We start from the raw sequence: 25,909 nt of genomic DNA, 5'->3' as shown, positions 1-25,909 counted from the left end.
CGGCGTGGCAGTCCTGAGGACCTGGGCACCACGGAGTGTTGCACGAAACACCCGTCCTGTGCAGGCGTAGACGGTCGTCTCGACACAATTGTGACGTTCGGTTAATCAAACGAGATCGTGTCGTTGGCCAGCGGAAGGACCAGCGAGACCCGGGTGCCGGTGCCGGGCTCCGAGCGCAGCGTGACGCGGCCGTCGTGGCGGCGTGCGACCCGGTCGACGATGCTGAGCCCGAGCCCGACGCCCTTCCGGCCCCCGATCGCCTGGCTGGTCCCGCGGTAGAACTCGGTGAAGACCTGAAGCTGCTCGGCCGCGGGGATGCCCACGCCGTTGTCGGTCACCGAGATCGCCGCCTCGCTCGCGCTCTCCACGATGTAGAGGCGCACATGGCCGCCGCGGTGGGTGTAGACCAGAGCGTTGTCGACCAGGCGCAGGATCGCCGCCTTGATCTCGCTGCGGTCGCACAGCACCTGGACGGGGTGGGAGGGCACGTCGATGCTCACCTCGATGCCACGCTTCTCCGACTCGTACGTCCTCTGCTCGAAGATCTCGCGCAGGAGAGGTGCCAGATCGACGTAGGTCAGGGTCGGCCGCGACGAGGGGTCGGAGAAGCGGGAGAACAGGAGCAGGTCGTCGACCATCGCGACCAGCTGGTCGGACCGGCTGATCAGGTTGCCGACCTGCTGGAACCAGGTGGCCGAGCCGCGGTCCTCGTGACGCATGGCGTCGATGCCGGTGGTGAGCGCGGTGAGCGGGTTGTGCAGCTCCTGGGCGACGGACTCGATGAGCCGGCTGTGCACCTTGTCGGCGGTGGCGAGCCGCTGGGCGAGGTCTCGCTCCTGGGTGTAGGCGTTGGAGGTGAGCACGATGCGACCGAAGTCGCGGCCGAACTCCATCGCGAGGCGGCCCTCGGCGTCGGTCCAGCGTGGCCGGCCCGAGCCGCGCACCAGCACGAGGTGACCCAGCGCCGTCGTCTCCACGCCGATCGGCACGACCAGGAGGGAGTCGGCCCCGACCGTGTCGAGGAAGTCGATGCCGATCCTGGCGAACATCTTCCGCTCGGCGTCGCCGTGGTGGAGAGCGTGGAGGAGCAGGTCGCGGTTCACGATGGCGTGCTGGCCCTCGTTCCACAGCCGGGTGGCCTGGTAGGCCTGCCCTGCGGCGATGTTGTTGCTGTCGTTGGCGTTCCAGCCGAGTCCGGGGGAGGAGTAGACCACCGATCCGCCCTCCCCGTCCTGGGCCTGCACGTAGAGACCGTCGGCGTCGAGGCCTCGGCTCATCGCTTCCTGGGTCGCCTCGAGGACCCCGGTGAGACCGAGCTGGGAGTTGGCCTCGCGCAGGAAGCTCTGGGCCTCGATCAGATTGTTGGCCCGCTCCTCGAGGTATTCGCGCTCCAACGACAGCAGCACCGCCCGCCGGGCCTGGCGGGCGAACCGGTTGAGGATCCGCTGCTGCCGCCGGCCGGGCCGGCGGCCGTTGGTCGGACGGTCGATCGACAGTACGCCGACGAGCTCGCCGTCCTCGTCGTAGAAGGGAGCCAGGAGCTCGTCGAGGCGGTGCCAGTCCTGCGAGTCCTTCAGGACGTCCTCGTCGGTGTCGGGGACCCAGTAGCCCTCCGCCGCCCCGATGGTGTTCTTCTCGTGCGGGACGAACTTGATGTCGCCCCAGTCCTCGGACATGTCCAGCAGGTCGGTGACGACCGAGACCGGGAACCGGGTGCCGAGCATCTCGGCGACGGTCATCTCGCCCTCGACCGTCTGGCCGCTCTCGTCACCGTAGGCGGCGACTATCTCGAACTCGTCACCGCGCCGGATGTTGATGACCGCGGCGCCGAAGCCGACCAGCTCGGTGACGCCCTCCGCGATCAGCTGCAGACCAGGGTCCGGGGTCGGGTACGCCTCGGAGGCGCCGACTGGCGCGTCCGGACCCTCTGAGGGCGTACTGGTCATGAGTTCTCCGCCGAGATGAAAATGCAACCCGTTCCCGGGGCGTAAGGTTAAACAATGGGCAGCGTCACACGGAATGTGCTTCCCGCGCCAGGGGTGGAGTCGACCGATATCAGTCCGCCACGACGGCTGACGATCCGCGACACGATGGTCAGACCGAGCCCGGTGCCCGGCTGTTTGAGCGCCGTGGGGTTGGTCGAACGGAAGAACTCGGTGAAGAGGCGGTCCTGGTCCTCCGGTGAGATCCCGAGGCCGTGGTCTGTCACCCGCAGTTCGAACCAGCCGGGGCTGGTGCGCGTGCTCACGATGACCTGACCGCCCTCGGGGCTGTACTTGATCGCGTTGGTCACGAGGTTGATCACAACCCTGTCCAGGTCGCCCGGAGCCAAGGTCACGTGGACGTCGTCGGACGGCATCTCGAAGACGAGCTCGTGGGCGTCGCTGGTGGGCATCTCGGCGCTGAGCTGGCTGTAGATCTCCTCGAGCACGCGCGAGACCTGGATCGGCACGGTGGTCGGGAGGTGGTCGGGGTCGGACACCTTCGACAGCATCGCGAGGTCGGCCACGATCTTCTCGGTGCGGTCGCGGTTGCGGGTGAGCGCGGTCAGGACCTCGGCGTACTCCTCCTCGGACTCCGCGTAGGGCAGTGACTCGATGTTCCACCGGAACGCGGACAGCGGGTTCTTCAGCTCGTGGGCGACCGTCGCGATCAACCGGCTCTTGTGGGCCTCGAGCTCGCGCAGGGAGTCGACGGCCGCCTTCTGACGCAGGTAGGCCCGGGAGTTGTGGACCACACGGCCGAAGTCGCGTCCGAGGTCGGCGGCCGTGATCAGCTCGAGCTCGCTCCAGTGCGGCTTGTCGGGGCCACGGCCGAGGAGCATCGCGCCGTACCACGTCTGGCCGGAGCCGATCGGGACCCCGACGATCGAGCCGACCTTGTAGTGGCGGATCCACTCGGTGATCCGCTGCTGCGCCTCCGGGTCGGGGTGGGGCAGCCGCTCGGCGCCCTCAGGGGTCTGGACGGTGATGCTGCGCTGGTCCCACAGGTATTGCCCGTAGTCGACCATGAACGGGCTGGTCAGGTCCCCGATCGGGAGCTTGAAGTCCTCCCGGTAGACCTTGGTGCGGATGCCCCGGCCACCTGGCTTGGACATGTGCAGCCAGAAGTCGGTCAGGTCGAGGACGTCGACCAGCCCGGTGCTCAGCGAGTTGAGGATCTCGTCGGGGTCCAGCTCGCGCCCGGCGCGGCGGATCACGTCGCGGGCGGCCTCCGCGAGGCGTACCTGCTCGTAGAGCTCCTCGCGCTCCAGGGCGAGCAGGATCGCGCGCTGCGCCTGCACCGCGTGCCGGCTGAGGATCGCCCGCTTCTCGCGGTCGGGACGCCGTCCGTCGCTGGGTTGGTCGACCATGAACGTCCCGCGGAGCCGGCCGCTCTCGTCGCGCAACGGAGCGACCAGGATGTCTATCGGATCCCACGCGTCCGGCCCGTTGAGGGGCTGACGGGTCGAGTGCCAGCCGACGGCGGCGTCGCTTGCGTCGCGGCGCTCGGCGGGCACGAACTTGAAGATCCCCCAGTCGTCGGCCCGGGCCAGGTCGCGTTCGAGCTGGGAGAGTGGTGTGGACAGTCCCAGCAGTCTTTCCCTCGCCGACGCCGGACCCGAAACCACCGCTACGTGGAGGTGGTTGTCGGGTCGGGCGATGCTGATCGTGGCGGCCTCGAACCCCGCCAGCGCGGTCAGGCTGTCGGCGATCAGCTGGAGGTCGGAGAGGTCCTCGCCAGGGGTGAGCAGCCCACCGATCTCGGCCAGATCGGTGGTGATCGTCGTCATCGTCGTGGTGAAGTCGCTTCTGGCGCGCTTCCCGCCGCCCAACGGTGGTGGGGCGAATCCTGGTGGCACCGTCAGTCGGTGGCCACCGGCGGGCGGGGGCGCTGAAGAAGTCATCGGGGCGATTATCCGGGAAGAGCGTCCCGGGCGGTAGGGCAGACGTGGAGAGTTCTTTGCAATCATGATCCCGAGACGTTCATGTGACCACTCTTACAGGACGGTCAAGGGTTCGTTGATCGCCAGAGTGCGCCCTTACACTCGATGCCGTGGTCAACCTCACCAGCTCAGGTAGGCACGTGTCCCGACGCAAGGGCGGCGACGGCCGGCTCACCGCCGCCCTCGACCCCCACGATCAGGGTCCTCAGGACCACTGCGGCGTCTTCGGTGTGTGGGCGCCGGGCGAGGACGTCGCGAAGCTGACGTACTTCGGCCTGTACGCGCTGCAGCACCGTGGCCAGGAGTCGGCGGGCATCGCGGTCAGCAACGGACGCCAGATCCTCGTCTACAAGGACATGGGCCTGGTCTCGCAGGTCTTCGACGAGCCGACCCTCGAGTCGCTCAAGGGCCACGTCGCCATCGGTCACGCTCGCTACTCCACCACCGGTGCCTCGGTGTGGGAGAACGCGCAGCCGATCTTCAAGCCCACGCCGGACGGCTCCGTCGCGCTGGGCCACAACGGCAACCTGATCAACGTCGCCGAGATGCGTACGGCCGTGGAGGCGCTGCCCGAGCACTCCGAGGGCCGCCACGCCCCCGTGTCGACCAACGACACCTCACTGCTGACCGAGCTGCTCGCCTACCACCCTGACTCCTCGCTGGAGGCGCGTGCGCTGGAGGTGCTGCCGACGATCCGCGGCGCCTTCTCGCTGGTGTGGATGAACGAGGACACCCTGTTCGCCGCGCGTGACCCGCAGGGCATCCGCCCGCTGGTGCTGGGCCGTCTCGACCGCGGCTGGGTGATCGCCTCCGAGGACGCCGCGCTGGCCACCGTCGGCGCGAGCGTGGTGCGCGAGGTCGAGCCCGGCGAGATGATCATCATCGACGAGTCCGGTCTGCGCTCGGTGCGGTTCGCCGAGACCGACCGCAAGGGCTGCGTCTTCGAGTACGTCTACCTGGCCCGTCCCGACGCCAACATCGCCGGCCGCAACGTCCACGAGTCCCGTGTCGAGATGGGCCGTGAGCTGGCCCGCGAGTTCCCGGTCGACGCCGACCTGGTCATCCCGGTGCCCGAGTCCGGCATCCCGGCCGCGACCGGCTACGCCCTGGAGAGCGGCCTGCCGTTCGGGCAGGCGTTCGTGAAGAACGGCTATGTGGGACGTACGTTCATCCAGCCCTCGCAGACCCTGCGCCAGCTCGGCATCCGGCTCAAGCTGAACGTGCTCGAGCACATGGTGCGCGGCAAGAAGGTCGTCGTGGTCGACGACTCGATCGTGCGCGGCAACACCCAGCGTGCCCAGGTCCGGATGCTGCGCGAGGCCGGCGCCCTGGAGGTCCACGTGCGGATCTCGTCGCCGCCGGTCAAGTGGCCGTGCTTCTACGGCATCGACTTCGCCACCCGCGCCGAGCTGATCGCCAACGGCCTCTCCGTCGAGGAGATCGCCGCCTCAGTGGGTGCCGACTCGCTGGGCTACATCTCGCTCGACGGGATGATCTCGGCGACCCGCCAGGAGCGCTCGACGCTGTGCACCGCCTGCTTCACCGGTGAGTACCCCGTGGAGCTGCCCGACCAGAGCATGCTCGGCAAGCACCTCCTCGAGGTCTCGCTGCAGTCCCCGACCGAGGGCAAGGCCCTGCCGGTCCTGAACAACCCGTGATCGGAGATCCATCAGTGAGCCAGACCGAGCCGACCAACGCGTACGCCGCAGCAGGTGTCGACATCCATGCCGGTGACCGCGCCGTGGATCTGATGAAGGTCTGGATCGAGAAGTCCCGGCGCCCCGAGGTGCTCGGCGGGGTCGGCGGCTTCGCCGGCCTCTTCGACGCGAGTGCCCTGAAGGGATACGAGCGGCCGCTGCTGGCCACCTCCACCGACGGTGTCGGCACCAAGGTCGCGATCGCGCAGGCGCTGGACAAGCACGACACGATCGGGTTCGACCTGGTCGGCATGGTCGTCGACGACCTCGTCGTCTGCGGCGCCGAGCCGCTGTTCATGACCGACTACATCGCCACCGGCAAGGTCATCCCCGAGCGGGTCGCGGCGATCGTCAAGGGCATCGCGGAGGCCTGCGTCGAGGCCGGCTGTGCGCTGGTCGGCGGCGAGACCGCCGAGCACCCGGGGCTGCTGGCGGCCGACGAGTACGACGTGGCCGGCGCGGCCACGGGCGTCGTCGAGGCGGACAACCTGCTCGGCGCCAACCTGGTGAAGCCGGGCGACGTCGTCCTCGCCATGGAGGCTTCCGGTCTCCACTCCAACGGCTTCTCCCTCGTCCGCCACGTGCTGCTCAACTCCGGCGCCTACACGCTCGACGCGCAGGTCTCCGAGTTCGGCCGTACGCTCGGCGAGGAGCTCCTCACCCCGACCCGCGTCTACGCCAAGGCCTGCCTCGAGCTGGCCCGTGGCACCAGGACCCACGCCATGTCCCACGTCACCGGCGGCGGCCTCGCGGCCAACCTGGAGCGGGTCATGCCCGCGGAGCTCTCCGCGCGCATCGACCGCACCACCTGGACCCCGGCGCCGGTCTTCGACCTCGTCCGCCGCACCGGCGACGTGGCCCTGGAAGACCTGGAGATGACCCTCAACTGCGGCGTCGGCATGGTCGCCCTGATCGATCCCGAGGACGTCGACGAGGCCGTCCGCATCCTCGCCGGCTACGACATCCGCGCCTGGGCCGCCGGTGAGGTCGCCGCGACCCCTGGTGGCAAGGTCGAGCTCACCGGGGCGTACGCAGGCTGGTGACCAGCCTCGCTGGTCGAGCCCGGCGAGCGCCAGCGAGCCGGTGCCGAGACCAACACAGTTCGTATGCGACTGTGTTGGTCTCGACACGCCTTCGCCTAGCGGCTCCGGCGGCTCGACCGGCGGACTACTTCTTGCGCACCTGCACCACGGACGGCCGCGGACCGGCGAACTGGCCCTCACCGGCAGCGCCCTCGACGTAGTCGGGGAACAGGGAGTTCTGCGCCTCCCAGGTGCCCTCCTCGCCCGGGTGCTGGACGGCGACGAAGACCGAGCCGTCGCGGTCGTGGATGACCGGACCGCAGGTCTCGGCGTCGCGGGGAACCGAGAGGAACTGCTGGACGTGGCCGCGCTCGCGGCCCTCGAGCGGGACCTTGAACAGCCCGTCGTTCTTCTGGATCGAGCTCGGCTGGCCGTCGGTGGAGATCCACAGGTTGCCCTCGGAGTCGAAGGCCAGGTTGTCCGGGCAGGAGACCGGGGAGACCTTGTCCTTCGGGTAGCCCGCGAAGTAGGTGGACGCGTTGGTCGCCGGGTCGCCGGCGACGATCATCAGGTTCCACCGGAAGACGCGTGAGGTGTGGTCGCCGTCGTCCTCGGTGATCTCGATGACGTGGCCGTCACGGTTGGTGTTGCGCGGGTTGGCCTCGTCGGCCGGGGCCTTGTCCGTGGTGCCGCGCTGGGAGTTGTTGGTGCAGGCGACGTACACCTTGCCGGTCTTCGGCGAGGGCTCGACGTCCTCGCACCGGTCCATCTTGGTGGCGCCGGCCTTGTCGGCGGCCAGGCGCGTGTAGACGAGCACCTCCTCGACGCTCATCCCGGAGACCTTGCTGCGGCCGTTGACCACGAGCGGGATCCACTGGCCGTAGCCGTCGAACTTCCCGTCGCTCGGCAGCGTGCCGGTGCCGTCGATCTCGGCAGCGGGGGAGTCGCCGTGGAAGCGGGCGACGTAGAGGCTGCCCTCGGTCAGCAGCTCGAGGTTCTTCGCCCGGTTACGGGGGTTGTACGTCCCCTTGGAGACGAACTTGTAGAGGTAGTCGAACCGCTCGTCGTCGCCGGTGTAGGCCACGACCTTGCCGTTCTTGGCGATGACGACGTTCGCGCCCTCGTGCTTGAGGCGGCCGAGCATGGTGTGCTTGCGCGGGGTCGAGGTCGGGTCGGTCGGGTCGATCTCGACGATGTAGCCGAACCGGTTCGGCTCGTTGGCGTAGTCGGCCGAGCGCGCGTCGAAGCGCGGCTCGATGGCCTCCCAGCCGTACGTCGACGCCTTGTCGGCCAGGCCGTAGCGCTTCTCCTGCGCCGAGGTGCCGGTGGCGCGGAAGTAGCCGTTGAAGTTCTCCTCGCCCGACAGGATCGTGCCCCACGGCGTGGTGCCGCCGGCGCAGTTGCCGATCGTGCCGAGCGCCACGGTGCCGGTCGGGTCGGCAGCGGTCTTGAGCAGGTCGCTGCCGGCCGCGGGACCGGTGATCTCGAACGGCGTCGAGGCGGTGATGCGCCGGTTCTTCGGAGCCGAGGGGACGTACGTCCACTTCTCGCCCGGCGCGGAGCGCTCGAGCTCGACGATCCCGAAGCCGTGGGCGGCCATCGCGATCTTCAGCTTCTCGGTGGCGTCGAGTCCGGGCGGGAACATGATGTCGGCGTTGACGTACTCGTGGTTGCAGCACAGCAGGGCCTTGGTGCCGGCCTTGTTGGTCACGATGACGTCGGTGTAGTCGTTGTTGTAGCCCCAGGCGAGCGCCTGCTTCTCGGCGGTCTGGTTGTCGACGTCGAAGGGGACGCCGCCGGGCAGGATCGGGTCGCCCCAGCGGATGATCGGCTCCCAGGTGTAGCCCTGCGGCACCACGAAGGTGTCCTCGGTGGCCGCTACCGGGGTGATCGGCTTGAACGGGAGGTTCGTACGCCCGCCGTGGCCCCGGCCCGCGAGGGCCGCCTCGAGGGGGCTGGCAGCGGCGGCCAGGCCGCTGCTGCTGACGGCGAGGGCGACGGCGCCCGCGCCGGCGAGGCCGAGCGCGTGACGGCGGCTGAGGGCCTTGCCGGCGATGTCGCGGAAGTAGCCGTTGTCGGAGGTGTTCGGTGCCGGCTTGGCGCAAGCGCTGTCGCACTTGAGGGCGCAGGTCACTGCGCTGCGCTTGCCGCGCGTGTGGCCGGCCATGGGCAGCAGAGCGCGGGGGGCGGGTGAGCCACGGTGCGCGTCGCTGCTGCATGAGGGACAGGCGGCGGCGGTGTCGGTCTGGATGTCGCTCAGTTCGGTCACTGCATTTCCGTTCAAGACGCGTTTTGTCAGGTCTCCCAAGAATCGGAAGGGAGGCTATGCCCGGCGGGACAACCGTCCGACCCCTCAATCTGTCATCGAGGTGAACGCGCGATGACGAGTCACCAGGCGTGGAATCGTGTGACCTCGGTAACATTCGCTCCCAGCGAACGGATTTTCGACACCCCGGCGTGCGGATTCTTGGGATGAACCGGTAGCGTTGTCCTTACGAGAAACCTGTGAACAGCCCGGGACTATCCCGGCCAAGTGCGACGAGGGGGCTGGACCCTATGGGGCGCGGCCGAGCGAAAGCCAAGCAGACGAAGGTCGCACGCGACCTGAAGTACCGGACTTATGAGACGGACTTCGGGGCCCTTGCGCGCGAACTTCACGGTGATGACGACACCAGTCAGAAGTCCGATCAGCAGCCGGACGACTACGACGACTGGTCGGACTACGACGCGGGATCCTCGCGCGACTAGGGTCGGTCGGCCAAAGCGGTGACGCCTTGGTCGACACCACCTTCAGCCGGTCAGCCCTCGGTTGATCGGCTCAGGACAACCTCCCCGTGAGTGCCGTAGCCGGGTAGCCGGCCGCCGTGAGGCGTGCCGTCGAAGGCGACGTGCAACCACCCTTCCCCGAGCGGGATCAGGGTGGGCCACGGAAGGTTGGTGACGTACGCCGACCGGAGCTCTGCGACCTCGTTGAGGTCCAGGTCGAAGATCGGGTAGCGAGCGCGGACGCGACGCGGGTTGTCGCGTCCGTCGCTGGCGCCGACCACGACTGTGCCGCCCAGCGGGACAAGCGTGGTGCCCTCGGTGGCCGTCCGGTCGGTTCGTGCTGCCCGCAGGCTGAGCGCGTCCAGGCTCGGCCCGCTGGCGAGCATGGGATGGAAGTCGAAGTACTCCTTCGCGCTCACGTAGCCGACCAGCCACTCGCCCTCACGGCGGACGAGGTGCGGGTCCCAGACGCCGACACCGTCGGTGGGCAGTGCGAGCGGTGTGGCCTCGAGGACGTGCTCGCCTCGGGTCAGGTCCTCGCGTGAGCGGGCGATGGTGACGCCGACCGGGCTCCACGGCTTGCTCGGGTCCGTCTTGTCGGGCGCCTTGAAGCCCGCCCAGGTGCTCGTCGCGACCAGCCACTCCTCGCCCTCGCGCACGAGGTGGGTCGCGTGGTCTCCGTAGATCAGCCCGTCCCGGCGGAAGTAGAGCGCGCCGCGGTGGGCGAGGTCGTACGTCACCGGGTCCAGCGCCCACACCGAGGTGTGCGCGGTGGGGAAGAAGCCCGGGCCGGCACTGGTGGCGGTGAGCAGGACGCTGCCGTCGGCGTCGAGGAACGGCGAGCCGTCGGCGTACGTCACTGCCCGGATGTCGCGCAGGCCGAGCTGCCCGAACGCGCCGGTGCGCACGTCCCGGACAGCGCCCTCGTGGCCGGCGCTCAGGCCGGCGAGCCAGGACTCGTCCCGCGGCTCGATGCCGACCTCTGAGAGGTCGACCCGTGCTCTCGCGACCCACGAGCCGTCAGCACAGGTCAGCGCGGTGAGCATCGTCCCGGTCAGCGTCAGCGCGAACCGGTCGACCCCACCGCCGGCCCGGCCGTGGCGACGGCTCGCGTGGGACGTACGCCGCGACCCGGTGGTCACCTCCAAGGAGACCCGCCGCCCGTCGTAGCTCCCGGTGAGCATGTCCCCACCCGAGGAGAAGGTCAGCGAGACCGGTCCGTCACAGGCCGCCTCGATCGCGGCGTTGGCCGCGGGCCGGGATGTGCTGGTGGACTCGACCGCGATCGTGACGGGGCGCTGGCGACGTACGACCTTGAATTCGGGGAACATCGGCTCCAGTCTTCCGGGCGCGTGGGCACCGTCTGAGGGCGGGGCCCGCCCTAGCGCAGCCCCCGGACATAGGCGGTGGCCCGCCGCAGGTCGTGGAGTCGTGCCTCCCAGGTGATGCCGAGGAAGAGCAGCAGGAGCCCGGCCGCGCCGAGCACCCACCACTGCTGCAGCGTCTGCGCCGACGGCATCTGCGCCAGAGCCAGGACGGAGGCGACCAGGGCGCCACCGACCAGTGGTGCGGCCCAGCGCAGCCAGGCGCCGCCGATGATGAAGGCGAGGCAGGCGATGCCGAGCACCGCGGTCCGCATCGAGACCGGGTCCTGGAGAGCTGCCGGGACGGACGGGACCAGAGCCAGGAAGACCCCGGGCCCGAGGACCGCCAGCGATCCGACCTCCCGGTCGAGCCGCAGCTTGACCACGCCGAAGACGATCAGCGCGATCGCGGGCGGCAGGGTGTAGGACTCCCAGGTCGTGACCGAGGTGTCGACCAGTCGGATCCACAGCGCGATGGTGGCCAGTGAGAGCCCGACCCAGCCGAGCCAACGGCGCTCGGGACGGGCGATCGCGTGCGCCGAGACGCCGGCAGCGGCCAGGACCAGCAGGATGCTCAGCCAGGGGAGGTCGACACCACGCGACCCGACCGCGACCGGTCCGTCGGGGGTCAGCACGATCGTCGGGCCGAAGCTGACCGTGCCGACGACGATCGTGACGACCGCGGCGACCGCGGCGGCGATCTCGACCGAGGGCAGCACTCGGAAGATCGTGACGAGGGTCAGCAGGACGATGATCCCCGCGGCGGCGTGCGGCTTCGCGATGTCGTTGAGGTTGGCGAACATCCAGCAGAACGCGGTCAGCGTGATGACCCAGTAGGGAGCGGTGACGGCCTTGGTCTGGTGCTCCGGGGAGAGGCGGTCGACCGCGATCGCCGCGGCGGTGAGCATCCCAGCCACGATCAGCGCGAGCAGCTCGTTGCCGAAGGCGGCGCCGAGCGAGCCCAGGCCGAGCAGACCGGCGACGGTGAGCCGGGGCCCGGACTGCTGTGCCTCGTGGCGCAGGATCGTCGCGATGCACATGACGCCGGCGATCAGCAGCAGGATCGCCAGCCAGTCGGTGTCGAGCGTCCAGCCCGGGCCGAAGGCGCCCAGGACGATGGACACGGCCGCACCCGCCGCGGCCGCCGCCTCGGTGGAGGGGCTGCGGCGTACGAGCACGATGACGCCCATGGCGACGACGACCGCGACCGCGGTGTAGGGCTGGTCCACGTCGGCCAGTCGGGCCGCCTGCCAGACGGCGGCGGTCAGGGCCAGGATCCAGTAGGAGGTCGCGACCTCCTTGGTCGCACCGGACTGGACCCGGTCGACGACGACGGCGAGGGCGGTGAGGATCACGGTCACGGCGAGCGCGAGGACGTCGTCGGAGAGGACCGCCGCGGTGGCGGCACCGATGCCTACGGTGCCCGCCACGGCCAGCGCGGGAGGCTGGCGGTGGTGCAGGCCGATGGCCGCCGCGAGCACGGTGGCTATGATCAGCATGACCGCCGCCCAGGTGACGTCGACCGCGCCGATCCCGATCGAGATCGCGGCGCACGCCACGGCCGCCCACCAGCCCGAGCCCCGGAAGCGGAAGAGCGTGATCAGCCCGAGGACGGTGACGATCCCGCAGGCGGCCCACTGCCGCTCCACGTCGATCAGCGGCGCGAGCGACCACAGACCGAGGGCGAGCGTCGTGACCGAGTAGCTGGCGGTGACCTCGCGGTCGGCACCGACCAGACCCTGACCCGCGTACGCAGCCACCCCCGCCAGCGCGAGCGCGACGACCACGGTGAGCAGGTCGCTGGGCAGGGCGGTGGCGAGCGCGACCAGGCCGAAGATGCCGGCGGCGAGGAGGCGTGGCCACCGTTCCGCCCACCAGGCCAGAGCGACGGCGACGCCGAGCAGCAGCAGGGCCGGGACCAGGAGCGGTGCGCCGTAGCAGGCGGCGGTGATCGCGAACCCGGAGACGCCGCCGGAGAACGTGAACCAGCCGACCGTGTCCCGGTAGCTGCGGAACGCGGGCGGGTTGGACCGGTAGAACCAGGCGGTGCCGAGGGCGAGGATCGCGAGCATCGCCGGCAGCGTCAGCCAACCGGGCAGCAACGGTTTCGGACCGGTCACCGGCGAGAACGCCGACTCCGTCCAGGGCACGGCCGCGAGCCGGACGGCGGCGGAGATCGCCAGGACGAGGACGGTGATGCCCAGGCCGACCGCGTACGGCGTCAGTGCGGCGGCCGACCAGCGCCACGGCCGGGGGAGGGTCAGGAGCGCGCCGGCGGCGATCAGGGTGACCACCACGGCGACGACGGTCAGGGTCACCGCGCCGTCGTCGAGCGCGGGCTGGGTGAAGGTGTAGGCGGCGATCAGGAGCGACACCCCGACCATCGCGACCTTGGCATCCTTGGGCAGCGGGAACAGCAGCGCCACGATCGTGAGCACCGCGGCTGCACCGAGCAGCAGGGGCAGGGTGCCGCCGCGCAGCAGCTCGGAGACGGTCAGCGCCGGGTCGGCCAGACCGCGGACGATCAGCATCAGCCAGAAGCCGGCCATCACGACCATCGCGCCGATGGTCAGCGCCTGCAGGTCGGTCTTGCTCGCGATGATCACCACGACGAGGGCGATGACCGCGGCGACCAGCGGGAACCAGATGAGGTCGGAGATCAGCTCGAGGCCGATCAGGGCGCTGAACACGCCGACAGCGGCCGCCACCTGCGGCCCGATCACCGAGTCGAGCTTCTCGGTGCGTGCGCCGACCAGCGACATGACGGTGCCTGCCAGGAAGACGACGACGCCGACGACGACCAGGAAGCCACGGTCCCAATCGGCTTCACCGAGCCAACCGGCGTACTTCATCCCGGCTAGGTCCAGGGCGAGCAGTCCCAGCGCCAGCGTCCAGACGCCTTCGGTGCCGGCCCGGAGCTCGAGATGCATCAGCACCGCGCCGCCGACGGTGAACAGCGCGGTGAAGACGAGCAGCATCGTGGTGCGCCCGCCGACGCCCATCGCAGCCCAGGCGACCGCCAGGAAGATGACGCCAGCGACGAGCAGGAAGAGCACACCGACGCCCACCAGGATCAGCGGCACCGTGATCGGCGCACGCCGTGGGGCCGGGGCGCCGGGGAACGGCGCAGGCGCGGCGACGGCACTCGCGGCCGGGTCGGCGAGCGGGACCGCGACGGGCTCGGGTTGGATCTGCGGTGGCGCCGAGGGCGGCGGTGTGAGCGGCCTCGGGCCGGGTGCTGGCGGCACGGTCTGCCGCGCGGCACGGCTCGCCTCCTCCCGGATCGACCGCAGCCGGGTCATGAGTACGTCGGCCCGCAGCAGCGTCCCGTAGAGCTCTTGGGCGACGGCGTTCTCCAGCGGCAGCCCGCAGTGCGGGCAGGGGCTGGTGCCGGGCTCGAAGGCCTCCCGGCAGTCGGGGCAGCGACCAGGATCGGCGTACTTCACAGCCAACCATCCTTGCGTAGTTCCGCCGAAGCGTGTGTGGGAAACGCAGAGCATGGAGAGCCGGTCCCGAATTGACCAGTCCCGAAATGACAACCGGCTCCGACCGATAACTGCTGGTCGGAGCCGGTTGTTGCTTGTGGGCAGGGGCGGGGTCGAACCGCCGACCTATCACTTTTCAGGCGATCGCTCGTACCAACTGAGCTACCTGCCCAAGCGAGGTGAAACATTACCGGAAGCGACCGCGACGTTCCGAATCGGGGCCTGCCGGCGGACGTACGGCCTCGCTTTGGCGGCCCCGCACGCAGGCCTCTAGGATGTCCCGGCAGGCCCCCTTCGTCTAGCGGCCCAGGACCCCGCCCTTTCACGGCGGTAGCGCCGGTTCGAATCCGGTAGGGGGTACACAGTCTCTTCATGTCTCGAGTCTCGCCCGCCGCCGGTGCGGCCGGCATCCGCACGGATACTCATATCGAAGGCGTACCCCGCGAGGTTGGTGCCACACTTCGCTCTGTGAGTGCGTGGACGTCGCCGGCGGCGATCGAGGTCGAGAGCAGGCTCTTCCGGGCTCTCGCGGTGCTGCGCGTGGTCGTGCTCGTCAACGCCGTCGGGCTGACGATCTACCGGGCCGGAAACTTCGTCTCGCCCACGGCGGCGCTGGTCTGCGCGCTCGTCATGGTCGGCTGGACAGCCTTCGTCGTCTGGGCGTACGCAGCGCCGAGCCGCCGCACGGCGGTGCTCGTCGGCGCCGACCTGGCGATCGCGCTCGGGCTCATGCTCGTGACCCCGTTGATGAAGGGGCCGGCCTTCCAGGCGAGCGTGCCGGGGTTCTGGGTGAGCGGCGCGCTGCTCGCGTGCGCCATCCACTACCGCTGGCTCGGTGGCCTCCTGGCCGGTGTCGCGCTGGCAGCCGTCGACCTCGGACTCCGTCAGGAGATCGACCAGTCGATCTACGGCAACGCGTTCCTGCTGGTCATCGGAGGCCCGGTGGTCGGCTACATGTGCGAGTCGGTGCAGCAGATGGCGCTCGAGCGCGACGAGGCGCAGCGCGTGGCCGCGCGGGCGGAGGAGAGGGCGCGGCTCGCCCGCGTGGTCCACGACGGGGTGCTCCAGGTCCTCGCCCTCGTCCAGCGTCGCGGTGGCGAGCTGGGTGGTGACGCCGCCGAGCTGGGCAGGTTGGCGGGGGAGCAGGAGCGCGAGCTGCGCACGCTGATCCGAGGTGAGCAGCCCGGCCGCGGCCCGGCGGTCGGCATGACCGATCTGGCAGCTGCTCTCGCCGAGCTCGAGACCGGCACCGTGACCGTGTCCGGACCCGCGACGGCGGTCGAGATGCCCGCCCACCCGGCCGAGGAGATCGTCGCCGCGACCCGTGCGGCGCTGGACAACGTACGCCGTCATGTCGGGGAGGACGCCCGCGCGTGGGTGCTCCTGCAGGCCTTTCCCGACCATGTCGAGGTCTCGGTGCGCGACGAGGGCCCGGGGATCCCCGACGGTCGCGTCGCGGAGGCGGAGCAGGACGGAAGGCTCGGCATCGTCGGTTCGATCCGTGGCCGGATCCTCGATCTCGGGGGCACGGCCGAACTCATCACTGGAAGGACGGGAACGGAATGGGAACTGACGGTTCCACGAGGGTGATGGTCGTCGACGACCACCCGATGTGGCGCGACGCGGTCGAGCGCGACCTGGCCACCGCGGGGTTCGAGGTCGTCGCCACCGCCAGCACCGGCCGTGAGGCGATCACCCGCTTCGCCGCGACCCGGCCGGAGGTCGTGGTGCTCGATCTGCAGATCCCGGAGCCCGACGGCGTCCAGGTCACCACCGAGGTGATCGCCCTGCATCCGGCGACCAAGGTGCTCATCCTCTCCGCCTCGGGCGAGCAGAACGACGTGCTCGCCGCGGTCAAGGCGGGCGCGACGGGCTATCTGGTCAAGTCGGCCTCGCGCGAGGAGCTCCTGGACGCGGTGGAGCGCGTCGCCGCTGGCGTCCCGGTCTTCACCCCCGGCCTCGCCGGGCTGGTCCTGGGCGAGTTCCAGCACAGCGCCGCCACCGAGGTGCGTGGCGACAAGCCGACGCTCACCGACCGCGAGACCGAGATCCTCAAGCTCGTCGCCAAGGGATTGAGCTACCGCCAGATCGCCGACCGGCTCGTGCTGTCCCATCGCACGGTCCAGAACCATGTGCAGAACACCCTGCGCAAGCTCCAGATGCACAACCGGGTCGAGCTCACCCGCTACGCCATCGAGCAGGGCCTCGACGGCGACGACTGACCTGTTCGCCGCCCGGCATGGGGGAGAATCCAGGGGTGGTCTCGCTTCTCTACCTTCACGGCGTCGGCAACGGCGACCCTCGCGACGCCTGGCGCCGCGCGCTGGACAAGTCGTTGCAGGACGCCGGCTACCCCGGGCTCGACGAGGTCGAGGTGATCGCGCCGAAGTACCCCGACGTGCTCCGCACCGACGACGGCGACCGGACCATCAAGCTCCCGCCGATCACGGCCCCCAGGCTGAGCGCCGAGGAGCAGCGGATCGTACGTCGCCGGGTCGAGCGCGCCACCGCCGAGCTCGAGACGATCCTCGGCGAGCCGGTGCCGGCCTCGCCGGTCGGCGTCACCGACTCGTTCGCGCCGATCGTGCTGCGGGTGCTCCGCCAGGCCCACAACTACGTGACCAAGCCCGGGATCCGGGCCCGTACGCTGCGCATGGTCCTCGACGAGCTCCCCGAGGAGGGGGAGATCGTCATCGTCGGGCACAGCCTCGGCTCGATCATCGCCATCGACCTGCTCCGCCGGCTCCCGCCGAAGCTGACGGTCACCGGCCTGGTGACGATCGGCAGCCCGGCCGCCCATCCCAACCTCCACGAGGACTCCGACCGGCTGGAGATGAAGGCGCCGGTCGATCACGTCGGCTGGTGGGTCAACGTGTGGAGCAACGGCGACGCGGTCACCGGCCTGCGCGGCATCTGGCGCCACTTCCCGTGGGCGCTCGACCTCCAGGTCGGCCTCGGCCTCGACCACCGCACCACGACCTATCTCCGCTCCACGCCGGTCGCCACCGCCATCGGCCGCGGCCTGTTCGGCTCGCTCTCCAAGGAGATCGCGGTCGTCGAGGGCACCCCCGACGTCGCCCTGAACTCCCTCGAGGTGCGCCTGGCGCTGTGGCTCGCCTACGCCCAGTTCGTCCGCGACCACCTCAAGGGCGCCACCCGGGAGCGCTTCGGCGCCGCCCTCCGCGTCGTCCAGCACGAGGTCCTCGAGCGCCTCATCGAGAACTACCAGGCCGACGACGTACGCATCCCGCAACAGCTCCTCGACCTGCGCGTCTCCCCGGACATCCCCGGTGACCAGGAGCTGCCTCGTCCCAAGCCGCTGACCCAGCTCTCCAAAGAGGAGGCCGTCCTCGCCCTGGTGGCGCTGGCGACCGCCAACCCGGTGCGGCCCTACGAGATCGACGTGCCCGACGACGTACGCCGCCAGGCCTTCCACGACCTGACGGTCTGGATGGGACTCGGCGGAGGGCTCGGTGAGAACCTGCACATCGCGATGCAGTCGGCGTCGAAGGCCGTCTACCCGGTCGACCAGTGGAAGCTGTGGGTCGGCATCGGGATCGGTGCCGCCGTGCTGGTGGCCGGGCCGATCGGGCTCGCCCTGGCCGCGCCCGCCGGCCTCGCCGGGGGAGCGGCGATCATCGGCGCCCTCTCCGCCTTCGGGCCCGGTGGGATGGTCGGCGGGCTCGTCACCGCCGGTGCGATCACCACCACCGGCGCCGGCACCATCGCCGCCACCCTCGTCTCCAGCTCGTCCACCGCCGAGGACGTCGAGGTCACCGTCATCCAGCTCCTCACCGCCGCGATCCTGCGCTCCCGCGAAGGCCTCGAGCAGGACCTCGGGGTGTGGCTCGCGATGTCGGAGATCCAGCGTCAGACCGGACGCGAGGTCGCTCGGCTCGCGGCCTACAGCGACGAGAAGGCCCCCGGCGTCGAGGCCCTCCGGCGCAAGGCCCGGGCGGCCGAACGGGCGATGGCCTACATGGTCAAGAACCGACTCGTCGAGGGCCTCACCGACGAGGAACCGAAGGGCGAGGAGGCCTTCGAGGAGTAGGACGCGTCCCCGATTGTGAATCCTCCGCACCCATGGGCTATGTTTTTCCCGTTGCCGCAGAGAGCGGAAACAACAAGGCCCTGTAGCGCAGTTGGTTAGCGCGCCGCCCTGTCACGGCGGAGGTCGCGAGTTCAAGTCTCGTCAGGGTCGCGGACGAATCAGAGAGGACGTGTGTCGCGTAAAGCGACCACGTCCTCTTCGTCATTTACATTGCGGCCTTCGGCCGCGGCGGGGGATATCCCCCGCACCCCCTTAGTTGCTCGGGGTGCTGTGTCGGGTTCGGGCCGGCGTGCGGGGTACCCCGGTGGACCGGGGAACCTGGAGTTGGTGGGCACTGAAACACCCGTCGAGTCCAGGGATTCCCGGTCAACCGGGTGTCCCTGGGGCTGGTGTTACTGATGCGATCTCGTGTTGTTGCCGGAGCGTGGGACACGCCGGGCTGTGGCGAGCGCGAGGGGGCTCGGGCGTGGGAGGGTTGTCGTCCTGCTTCGGTAGGAGTCTCGGGCCAGAGATCCCTAGATCTCACCCCCCGGCTCGGGCCGTTCGACCCTGTGGGATATAAGCCGATTTGGCGGTAACGTGCAGGCTGCTGTCCTCTCGTGAGAGGATTCTGCCGCTTGTGTCGACGTCGCAGCTCGGCATGGCACGGGGGAACGACTAAGACGTTCGGTATTCAGGAGGCAACACCACCATGTCGTCGTACTACCCGCATCGGCCGCCCCATGCGGCGAGTGCGGACGAGCTTGCGTCACGGATGCAGACGAACGGTGCCTACCGCACCCCGGCCGCGCCGGCGCAGCAGCAGCCCTCCGCTCTCGGATGGGACCAGCGTCCGCAGCAGTCCCAGGCCCAGCCGCAGTACCAGGAGCCGGCGATCCAGCAGCCGGCCGTGATGGCGCAGACCACCGGCACGCACTGGCCGCAGTTCGTCAACAACAACCGCCTCATCGGTGCCCTCGTCGCCGGTTTCGGTGCCACCCAGCTCGCCACGATGTTCGGCTACTGGATCTACGGCCTCGGCATCATGGAGGGCCCGCTGGACTTCGCGTTCTTCAACGGCGTCATCCTGACCCCGAACGCAACCGCCAACGAGGCCGGCTTCGCCGTCTCGCAGTGGTTCGCCGGTATGGGCTTCCACTACTTCAACGGCATGGTCTTCGCGCTCGCCTACGCGCTGGTGATCTTCCCGTGGCTCGGCAAGACCCACACCACCTCGAGCAACCTCGCGCGTTCGCTCGGTATGGGCATGTTCCTTGCCACCGCGTCCTGCGGTTGGTGGATCCCCGCCCTGCACCCGGAGGACGTCATCGGCATCGACCCGGGCTTCTTCTCCATCAACCTCGGGTGGGGCACCGTCCTGGGTGTCTACCTGTGGCACGTCGTCTGGGCGGTCGCCCTCGGCCTGTTCTTCAACCCGCAGGACTGATCCACACCACACGCACGAGAGCCCCAGCCGAAACGGCTGGGGCTCTCGCTCATTTGCGACCGCTACATCCGAACCCAGCGCTGGAGCGCCCCTCGTCTGGACGCAGCGCAGTGAGGAGCGCAGCGACGAACGGAGCGGAGGAAGACGAGGGTCAAGCGGAAGCGCTGCGCGAATTGCGAAGCAATCGCAAATTACTCAGGCCAGGCGTCGAAGACCTGGCCGCCGTTGGTGGTCAGGTGGTTGTGCAGCTGCTCGCCGGCAGCAGCGTCGCGCAGCGTACGCAGCACGAGGCGGCGCCGATCGGAGGGGTTGGCCGTGGGCGGCCCGGGGGTCAGCGCCATGGTCTCGGTGACCCGCTCGGCGAGCAGGCGCAGGTGGCTGCGCTCGCCACCGGCGTAGATGACGTGGGTGTGCTCGAGCGGAGAGGCCCACAGGATGTTGCCCTCGACGACGATCAGGCGTGACTCGGTGGCCATCACCTTCATCTCGACGTCCGTCATGTTCTGGATCATGTCGGCACCGGCGAGGATCGACTCACCCTCGTGCAGGAAGGCGGGGAGCGCGTGGGCGAGGTTGGCCTCGACCAGCGCGGCCTCCTCACGGGCGCGCTGCTGGGCTCCCAGCTGACCGCCGTAGGCGCTGCCGACGGCGCGCTGGGCGCCCGTGTTCGGTGCCTGGCCGTAGGCACCGGTGTTGGTGCCGTACGACGAGCCCTGGTTGGGGTAGTAGGAGCCGGTGTTCGGGTAGGCAGAGCCCGGGGGCGGGTAGGACCCCGGCGCCGGAGCCACGCCGTAGCTGGTGGGGGCGGGCTGGCCGTAGGCGTTGCCGGACCCGTACTCGCCACCCCAGCTGGCGTCGACGTTCAGCTGCGCGCCGGCTGCCCGGGCGGCGTAGTCGAGGGTCGGGAAGAAGTCGTGGAAGGCGTCCTTGTCGCGGATCTTCATCGTCGTGGAGTAGGACGAGCCGGGCACGAGAGCCTCGATGATGAAGTCGCCGAGGCTGGGCGGCGGCGGGACACCGATGAAGGTGACCACGGCCAGGTTGACCGAGAAGACACGCTCGTGGAACTCGAACATCACCCGGCGGTCGGTCAGGAACGCGTGACCCGAGGCATTTCCCTCGTGGGGGAACTTGACCGCGACCCGCACCCACTGGACCTCGCCGGGCTGGAGAAGGGACTTCACCAGCAGCCAGTCGCGGGTCTCCGAGGCGATGGCTCGGCTGTTGGGATCATGCGCCATCCGTCGGTGGAAATCCTCCACGGGTCGGTGGCCCACGGTGATGGACGCCGAGGCCCTTCTCATTGAGCGCATGGTCGCAAACCCTAGCCCTTCCTCCCTCTAGTGTGGACAGTTTGTACCAGCAGGGTCGCGATGTTGTGGAATCCCCTGATGTAGATGACACCTCAACTCTGCGTGACCGATCCAAGCACCTACCGATTGACAGAAAACTGACAGGCCATCCGACCACCCTCTTTGGTGGGTATCCCTGACGAGGGGGATCAGCGAGGGGATGGGACTGAGATGACTGTTTCGCCTGTGGCGACGGCACGGGAGACGTCGGGCGTGCACTGGAACGAGCTGCCCTGTGCGATCGAGGACGGGGACCTGTGGTTCGCCGCGACCAGCGCCGACGCCGACCGGGCCAAGGAGCTGTGCCACACGTGTCCGCTGCAGCGTTCCTGCCTGCAGGGCGCCATCGCGCGGCAGGAGCCCCACGGCGTGTGGGGCGGCGAGGTCTTCTACGAAGGGATCGTGGTCGCTCGCAAGCGCACCCGTGGCCGCCCCCGCAACGGAGAGCTCCGCCAGCGGGACCTGGAGCGCCAGGCTCGCGCAAACCTTCGGAAAAATACTTCGGAAGCAGTTGCGTAGCCGTATCTGTCACCCGGCAGAATAGCGCCTGTGGGGATTGAGATAAGCCCAGAGCGCTTCGACGCACTCGTGGACCAGGCGCTCGACGCCATCCCGGACGAGCTGGCCGCCCAGGTGCACAACCTCGTCGTCCTCGTCGAGGAGTGGCCACCCGAGAGCGAGCCGCAGGACACCCTCGGGCTCTACGACGGCGTCGCGCTGACCGATCGCAACGATCTCTACGGCCTCACCCTGCCCGACCGCATCTTCATCTTCCGCCAGCCGCTCCAGCAGATGTGTGTCGACGAGGCCGACCTGGCGGCCGAGATCCGCATCACCGTCATCCACGAGATCGCCCACCACTTCGGCATCGACGACGAGAAGCTCCACCAATTGGGCTGGGCTTGATTGTTGGCGATTGCTTCGCAATTCGCGCAGCGCTTGCGCTTGACCCTCGTCTTCCTCCGCTTCGTTCGTCGCTGCGCTCCTCACTGCGCTGCGTCCAGACGAGGGGCGCTTCAGCGCTGGGTTGTTGGCGATTGCTCTTCCATTTGCGACGCTGACGCGTCGCGAGTCCAGCGCTATAACCCTCGTCTTCCTCCGCTGCGCTCGTCGCTGGCGCTCCTCACTGCGCTGCGTCCAGACGAGGGGCGCACTGGACTGGGCTTGTTGTTGGCGATTGCTTCGCAATTCGCGCAGCGCTGGAGCTCAGTGATGCATCAGGAGGTAGCCGAGAGTGACCGCTGCGGTCCCGATCGCGAGGGAGCCGAGGACGTTCAGGGCGGCTGATCGCCAGCGGCCGTTCTCGGCCAGGCGGACGGTCTCGTAGGAGAAGGTGGAGAACGTGGTCAGCGCCCCGCAGAAGCCGGTGCCGACCAGAGTGAGCACCCACCCGGGAAGTACGCCGCCCGCGGCTGCCCCGGCCAGCGCACCCAGCACGAAGGAGCCGACGGCGTTGACCGCCATCGTCCCCCACGGGAAGTCCGTGCCGGTCCACTCGCGCACGTAGAGGTCGGTCAGGTAGCGGGCCGGCGCCCCGATCGCGCCGCCGAGCAGGACCAGGAGCGCGGTCATCGATCCTCTCCTCTGCCCCGGTCCGGCGCGGGGTCGGGATCGAGGTCGGGGTCGATGCCGTCGACCACCACCTGGCGGCCGCTGTCGAGCACGATCACCCGGCCGAGCGTCAGTCCGAGCCAGGCGGCGCCGATCCCGGCGATCACCGAGACGATCAGGTAGAGCATCGCGAACGCGGGCGCATGTCCGCCCAGGACGTACGTCTCCAGCTCGTAGGTCGAGAACGTGGTGTAACCGCCGAGGACGCCGACGCCGAGGAACGGGCGCAGGTAGCGGCTCCAGAACGGGACGGTGGACCACGGGCCCAGGACGAACGCCATCAGCACCCCCAGCAGCAGACAGCCGGAGACGTTCGCGAGGAGGGTCGCCCACGGCCAGGTGTGGCCACCGTGGGGGAGAACCGTCGCGAGCCCCCAGCGGGCCAGCGAGCCGAGCGCTCCGCCGGCCGCGATGGGGGCGAGCAGGTCGCCATGCTCACGCAGCACGCGGACAGCGTACGGGTTCTAGAACCGGGGGCCGGCCATCTGGGCCGCGCTCCACCGGGTGGGGCGGCCGCCGGCGGCCTGGGTGAGATATTCGCCGAGGAACCAGCGCTGGAAGGCGACCTGCTCGGGAGAGCGGGCGAGGACGAGCAGGCGCTCCTGGCGGCAGAACTCGTCGATGAGATCGAGCATGTCGAGGAACCGGCGCATCGTCTCCGCGGCGGACCGCGGCATGCGTACGTGCAGGTCGGCCGTCTCCCGGTGGCTGCCCGATCCCTGCCCGATCACGCCGGAGAGCTGGCCGTGGCCGAGGCCGTCGAGGAGCTGGCGCTCCAGCGAGCCGAACAGGGTCGAGAGGCTGGCGGCGAGGGGGTAGTCGTTGGCGTGGGCGAGCGAGAGGAGGCGTACCTCCCGCCGCAGCTCGCGGAAGTGGTGCTGGAAGCCTCGGTAGAGGGCGAGAGGCACGCCGAGGATGCTGACCTGCACGGTCTCGGAGCCGAGGCGCTCGGGCTTGGGTGGTGCGCCGGCGGGGCCGGTGATCACGCCCTCGACCCCGTCGCCCTCGCTGATCTCGGCCGCCGGGGTGAACCAGACGGTCTTGCCGGCAGCGTCGATGTCGGCGCCCCAGGCGTCGGAGACGCTGGCCACGATCGAGAGCCCGCGACCGACCGTCAGCAGGACCTCGTCCTCGTCGTCGAGGGCGAGGGGGACCGGCAGCAGCGGCGGCTCGGTCGAGGCGTCGCGGATCTCCACCCGGGGATGGTCGACCGTGCCGCGCATCCGGATCGTGACCGGTGCGGTGCCGTGGAAGAGGGCGTTGGAGACCAGCTCGGAGACGCCGAACTCGGCGCAGTCGACCAGATCGGTGCGTTCGATCTCCTCACAGGCCGCCCGGACCCAGGCGCGGGCGTCCTGAACGGCGCGGGAACCGGTGCGAAGCAGGAGAGCTGGCCGGCTCAACGGCATGTTCTCCTCCTCCGATCTCGCGGGTCGGGATACACACGATGGGGTTGTGTGCTGTTCGTTGCAAGAATTTTCCGCACTTGAAGGTGTCTGATCCGGGCCATGGAGGACTAGGGCACAAGGTCCCGGTCGCCCTCACAGATTAAAGTCAGCGGGTCTCGAGTCGGTAACGGACACGCGGCAGGAACGCATGCTCATCGGTCGGCTGGCAACTGTGACGAAGTAGTCGTGCCCGGGAATGAACAGATCCGCCGCGATGGTTCAGAATATGGGTGGAACGTTCAAAAGGTCTCGTTTGAGGTAGGGGATTAGGCAATGTCAGCGGACCAGGCAAAGCACCGGGTCGTCATCATCGGTTCCGGCTTCGGGGGACTCTTCTCCGCGAAGGCGTTCAAGGGCCGCGACGACGTCGAGGTGACCTTGATCGCGAAGACGACCCATCACCTGTTCCAGCCGCTGCTCTACCAGGTGGCGACCGGGATCCTGTCGCAGGGCGAGATCGCCCCGCCGACCCGTGACATCCTGCACCGGCAGAAGAACGCCCGGGTGCTGCTGGGCGAGGTCAGCGAGATCGACGCCGAGGCCAAGACGGTCAAGGCGAGCATCCTCAACCAGGAGATCGACGTTCCCTACGACTCGCTGATCGTCGCCGCCGGCGCCGGACAGTCCTACTTCGGCAACGACCACTTCGCCGAGTTCGCGCCCGGCATGAAGTCGATCGACGACGCGCTCGAGCTGCGCGGCCGCATCTTCGGCGCCTTCGAGATCGCCGAGCTCACCGCCTCGCGCGGCGAGCCGATCGGCGACCTGCTCACCTTCGTCGTCGTCGGCGCCGGTCCGACCGGTGTGGAGATGGCCGGCCAGATCGCCGAGCTGTCCCGCCGGGTGCTCAAGAAGGACTTCACCCACATCCAGTCCGAGAAGGCCCGGGTGGTCCTGGTCGACGCCGCGCCGCAGGTGCTCCCGCCGTTCGGCGAGAAGCTCGGCGCCAAGGCCGAGAAGGCCCTGGAGAAGGCCGGTGTCGAGGTCGTCCTCGGCGCGATGGTCACCCATGTCGACGAGTTCGGCATCGAGATGAAGTTCAAGGACGGCCGGACCGAGCGGATCGGGTCGATCGCGAAGATCTGGGCCGCCGGCGTGCAGGCCTCCCCGCTCGGCAAGACGCTCTCCGAGCAGACCGGTGCCGAGCTCGACCGTGCCGGCCGGATCGCGGTCAACCCCGACCTGACCCTGCCGGGCCACCCCGAGATCTTCGTGGTCGGCGACATGATCAGTCTCGACCACCTTCCCGGTGTCGCGCAGGTCGCGATCCAGGGTGGCAAGCACTCGGCCAAGACGATCAAGGCCCGTCTGAAGAACAAGCCGGAGCCCGGCAACTTCAAGTACTTCGACAAGGGCTCGATGGCCACCATCTCCCGCTTCAACGCGGTCCTGATGATGGGCAGCTTCAAGCTCTCCGGCGTCCTCGCCTGGTTCGGCTGGCTGCTGGTCCACCTGGCCTACATGACCGGGTTCCGCAACCGGCTCACCGCGACCCTGCACTGGATGATGTCGTTCATCGGCAAGGACCGCTCCGAGCGCACCACCACCATGCAGCAGATCTTCGCCCGTGAGGCGCTCGAACGCGTCCCCGGCGGCATGGCCGCGCTCATCGACGACCCGGCCGAGGTCGCGCTGCAGGTCGAGCGCCGCCGCAAGGAGCTCGAGGACCACGCCGCCGAGGAGTCGCGTCTGGCCGACTCCCACAGCGGCTCGTAGCTTCAGCTGCCTTCCGACCCGGCCCGCCGCAGACGATGTCTGCGGC

At 69.4% G+C, this 25,909-nt stretch carries 19 protein-coding genes and 3 tRNA genes; 12 read left to right on the top strand and 10 right to left on the bottom strand.

Annotated elements, in window-relative coordinates:
• Positions 1-101: 101 nt before the first annotated feature.
• Together ACFVDI_RS13620 and ACFVDI_RS13615 are read right to left on the bottom strand one after the other, a co-directional pair.
• Positions 102-1,946: a sensor histidine kinase gene (locus ACFVDI_RS13620; RefSeq protein ID WP_378905741.1), complete on the bottom strand. Its 1,845-nt coding sequence runs from the start codon at positions 1,944-1,946 to the stop codon at positions 102-104.
• A 47-nt stretch (positions 1,947-1,993) separates the two neighbouring features.
• Positions 1,994-3,886, bottom strand: coding sequence for an ATP-binding protein (locus tag ACFVDI_RS13615; RefSeq protein ID WP_378905738.1), 1,893 nt, complete (start codon positions 3,884-3,886; stop codon positions 1,994-1,996).
• 179 nt (positions 3,887-4,065) lie between these two features.
• Here ACFVDI_RS13615 and purF point away from each other — a divergent pair, with 179 nt between their 5' ends.
• A complete protein-coding gene (gene purF / locus ACFVDI_RS13610; RefSeq protein WP_378905735.1) occupies positions 4,066-5,583 on the top strand; it encodes an amidophosphoribosyltransferase in 1,518 nt (505 codons plus the stop codon).
• Positions 5,584-5,597: 14 nt separating this feature from the next.
• Positions 5,598-6,665, top strand: coding sequence for a phosphoribosylformylglycinamidine cyclo-ligase (purM, locus tag ACFVDI_RS13605; protein ID WP_378905732.1), 1,068 nt, complete (start codon positions 5,598-5,600; stop codon positions 6,663-6,665).
• A 124-nt stretch (positions 6,666-6,789) separates the two neighbouring features.
• Here the strand turns inward: purM and ACFVDI_RS13600 are convergent, their stop codons facing one another.
• Positions 6,790-8,913: a PhoX family protein gene (locus ACFVDI_RS13600; RefSeq protein ID WP_378905729.1), complete on the bottom strand. Its 2,124-nt coding sequence runs from the start codon at positions 8,911-8,913 to the stop codon at positions 6,790-6,792.
• Between the two features lie 287 nt (positions 8,914-9,200).
• Between ACFVDI_RS13600 and ACFVDI_RS13595 the strand changes: the two genes are divergently transcribed.
• The gene (locus ACFVDI_RS13595; protein WP_008360564.1) at positions 9,201-9,392 is read left to right on the top strand and encodes a DUF3073 family protein; all 192 of its coding nucleotides are present in this window, start codon (positions 9,201-9,203) and stop codon (positions 9,390-9,392) included.
• Positions 9,393-9,442: 50 nt separating this feature from the next.
• On the opposite strand, the gene ACFVDI_RS13590 is transcribed toward ACFVDI_RS13595, so the two are convergent.
• The 3 genes from ACFVDI_RS13590 to ACFVDI_RS13580 all read right to left on the bottom strand — a co-directional run bounded on the left by ACFVDI_RS13590 (position 9,443) and on the right by ACFVDI_RS13580 (position 14,431).
• Positions 9,443-10,741, bottom strand: coding sequence for a hypothetical protein (locus ACFVDI_RS13590; RefSeq protein ID WP_378905726.1), 1,299 nt, complete (start codon positions 10,739-10,741; stop codon positions 9,443-9,445).
• A 50-nt stretch (positions 10,742-10,791) separates the two neighbouring features.
• Positions 10,792-14,220 (bottom strand): SCO7613 C-terminal domain-containing membrane protein, encoded by a 3,429-nt coding sequence (locus ACFVDI_RS13585; RefSeq protein WP_378905723.1) that lies wholly within the window; start codon positions 14,218-14,220, stop codon positions 10,792-10,794.
• 137 nt (positions 14,221-14,357) lie between these two features.
• A tRNA-Phe gene (locus tag ACFVDI_RS13580) sits at positions 14,358-14,431 on the bottom strand.
• A 115-nt stretch (positions 14,432-14,546) separates the two neighbouring features.
• Between ACFVDI_RS13580 and ACFVDI_RS13575 the strand changes: the two genes are divergently transcribed.
• From ACFVDI_RS13575 to ACFVDI_RS13550, 6 genes are all read left to right on the top strand, one after another.
• Positions 14,547-14,619: transfer RNA gene (locus ACFVDI_RS13575), tRNA-Glu, on the top strand.
• Between the two features lie 108 nt (positions 14,620-14,727).
• Positions 14,728-15,849 carry a MacS family sensor histidine kinase gene (gene macS / locus ACFVDI_RS13570; protein WP_378905720.1) on the top strand — a complete coding sequence of 374 codons (1,122 nt, stop codon included), beginning with the start codon at positions 14,728-14,730 and terminating at the stop codon, positions 15,847-15,849.
• The gene (locus ACFVDI_RS13565) at positions 15,822-16,481 is read left to right on the top strand and encodes a response regulator (RefSeq protein ID WP_378905717.1); all 660 of its coding nucleotides are present in this window, start codon (positions 15,822-15,824) and stop codon (positions 16,479-16,481) included. Before macS ends, ACFVDI_RS13565 begins: the two co-directional genes overlap by 28 nt.
• A 35-nt stretch (positions 16,482-16,516) precedes the next feature.
• Entirely contained in the window at positions 16,517-18,310 is a 1,794-nt protein-coding gene (locus ACFVDI_RS13560; protein WP_378905714.1) for a hypothetical protein, read from the top strand.
• A gap of 76 nt (positions 18,311-18,386) precedes the next feature.
• Positions 18,387-18,460, top strand: a tRNA-Asp gene (locus ACFVDI_RS13555).
• A 604-nt stretch (positions 18,461-19,064) separates the two neighbouring features.
• On the top strand, positions 19,065-19,736 hold the full coding sequence (locus ACFVDI_RS13550) for a hypothetical protein (protein ID WP_165111345.1): 672 nt from the start codon (positions 19,065-19,067) through the stop codon (positions 19,734-19,736).
• Between the two features lie 191 nt (positions 19,737-19,927).
• Here ACFVDI_RS13550 and ACFVDI_RS13545 read toward each other — a convergent pair whose 3' ends face one another.
• Positions 19,928-20,977 carry a hypothetical protein gene (locus ACFVDI_RS13545; RefSeq protein WP_378905711.1) on the bottom strand — a complete coding sequence of 350 codons (1,050 nt, stop codon included), beginning with the start codon at positions 20,975-20,977 and terminating at the stop codon, positions 19,928-19,930.
• A 282-nt stretch (positions 20,978-21,259) separates the two neighbouring features.
• Here ACFVDI_RS13545 and ACFVDI_RS13540 point away from each other — a divergent pair, with 282 nt between their 5' ends.
• Positions 21,260-21,607: a WhiB family transcriptional regulator gene (locus tag ACFVDI_RS13540; RefSeq protein ID WP_378905708.1), complete on the top strand. Its 348-nt coding sequence runs from the start codon at positions 21,260-21,262 to the stop codon at positions 21,605-21,607.
• A gap of 30 nt (positions 21,608-21,637) precedes the next feature.
• Complete coding sequence (locus ACFVDI_RS13535) at positions 21,638-21,994, top strand: metallopeptidase family protein (protein ID WP_008360579.1); 357 nt, start codon at positions 21,638-21,640, stop codon at positions 21,992-21,994.
• Positions 21,995-22,294: 300 nt separating this feature from the next.
• On the opposite strand, the gene crcB is transcribed toward ACFVDI_RS13535, so the two are convergent.
• The 3 genes from crcB to ACFVDI_RS13520 are packed head-to-tail and all read right to left on the bottom strand — an operon-like array spanning position 22,295 to position 24,108.
• On the bottom strand, positions 22,295-22,660 hold the full coding sequence (crcB, locus tag ACFVDI_RS13530) for a fluoride efflux transporter CrcB (protein WP_328528725.1): 366 nt from the start codon (positions 22,658-22,660) through the stop codon (positions 22,295-22,297).
• Positions 22,657-23,145, bottom strand: coding sequence for a fluoride efflux transporter FluC (locus tag ACFVDI_RS13525; RefSeq protein ID WP_378905703.1), 489 nt, complete (start codon positions 23,143-23,145; stop codon positions 22,657-22,659). Before ACFVDI_RS13525 ends, crcB begins: the two co-directional genes overlap by 4 nt.
• 18 nt (positions 23,146-23,163) lie before the next feature.
• On the bottom strand, positions 23,164-24,108 hold the full coding sequence (locus ACFVDI_RS13520) for an ATP-binding protein (protein WP_378905701.1): 945 nt from the start codon (positions 24,106-24,108) through the stop codon (positions 23,164-23,166).
• A gap of 312 nt (positions 24,109-24,420) precedes the next feature.
• Between ACFVDI_RS13520 and ACFVDI_RS13515 the strand changes: the two genes are divergently transcribed.
• Positions 24,421-25,863 (top strand): NAD(P)/FAD-dependent oxidoreductase, encoded by a 1,443-nt coding sequence (locus ACFVDI_RS13515; RefSeq protein ID WP_378905698.1) that lies wholly within the window; start codon positions 24,421-24,423, stop codon positions 25,861-25,863.
• Positions 25,864-25,909 lie beyond the last annotated feature (46 nt).

This window comes from Nocardioides sp. NPDC057767, from assembly GCF_042798275.1.
Classification (GTDB): Bacteria; Actinomycetota; Actinomycetes; order Propionibacteriales; family Nocardioidaceae; genus Nocardioides.
Note: the sequence above shows the minus strand (reverse complement) of the source record. Positions and strands in the feature narration are given on the sequence as shown.

What these genes read in the sequence shown, in the direction of transcription:
- ACFVDI_RS13515 (WP_378905698.1), top strand. Translation starts at nt 24,421, where the DNA reads ATGTCAGCGGACCAGGCAAAGCACCGGGTCGTCATCATCGGTTCCGGC.
- ACFVDI_RS13520 (WP_378905701.1), bottom strand. Translation starts at nt 24,108, where the DNA reads ATGCCGTTGAGCCGGCCAGCTCTCCTGCTTCGCACCGGTTCCCGCGCC.
- ACFVDI_RS13590 (WP_378905726.1), bottom strand. Translation starts at nt 10,741, where the DNA reads ATGTTCCCCGAATTCAAGGTCGTACGTCGCCAGCGCCCCGTCACGATC.
- ACFVDI_RS13620 (WP_378905741.1), bottom strand. Translation starts at nt 1,946, where the DNA reads ATGACCAGTACGCCCTCAGAGGGTCCGGACGCGCCAGTCGGCGCCTCC.
- crcB (WP_328528725.1), bottom strand. Translation starts at nt 22,660, where the DNA reads ATGACCGCGCTCCTGGTCCTGCTCGGCGGCGCGATCGGGGCGCCGGCC.
- ACFVDI_RS13550 (WP_165111345.1), top strand. Translation starts at nt 19,065, where the DNA reads ATGCAGACGAACGGTGCCTACCGCACCCCGGCCGCGCCGGCGCAGCAG.
- ACFVDI_RS13545 (WP_378905711.1), bottom strand. Translation starts at nt 20,977, where the DNA reads ATGGCGCATGATCCCAACAGCCGAGCCATCGCCTCGGAGACCCGCGAC.
- ACFVDI_RS13595 (WP_008360564.1), top strand. Translation starts at nt 9,201, where the DNA reads ATGGGGCGCGGCCGAGCGAAAGCCAAGCAGACGAAGGTCGCACGCGAC.
- ACFVDI_RS13615 (WP_378905738.1), bottom strand. Translation starts at nt 3,886, where the DNA reads ATGACTTCTTCAGCGCCCCCGCCCGCCGGTGGCCACCGACTGACGGTG.
- ACFVDI_RS13565 (WP_378905717.1), top strand. Translation starts at nt 15,822, where the DNA reads ATGGGAACTGACGGTTCCACGAGGGTGATGGTCGTCGACGACCACCCG.
- ACFVDI_RS13540 (WP_378905708.1), top strand. Translation starts at nt 21,260, where the DNA reads ATGACTGTTTCGCCTGTGGCGACGGCACGGGAGACGTCGGGCGTGCAC.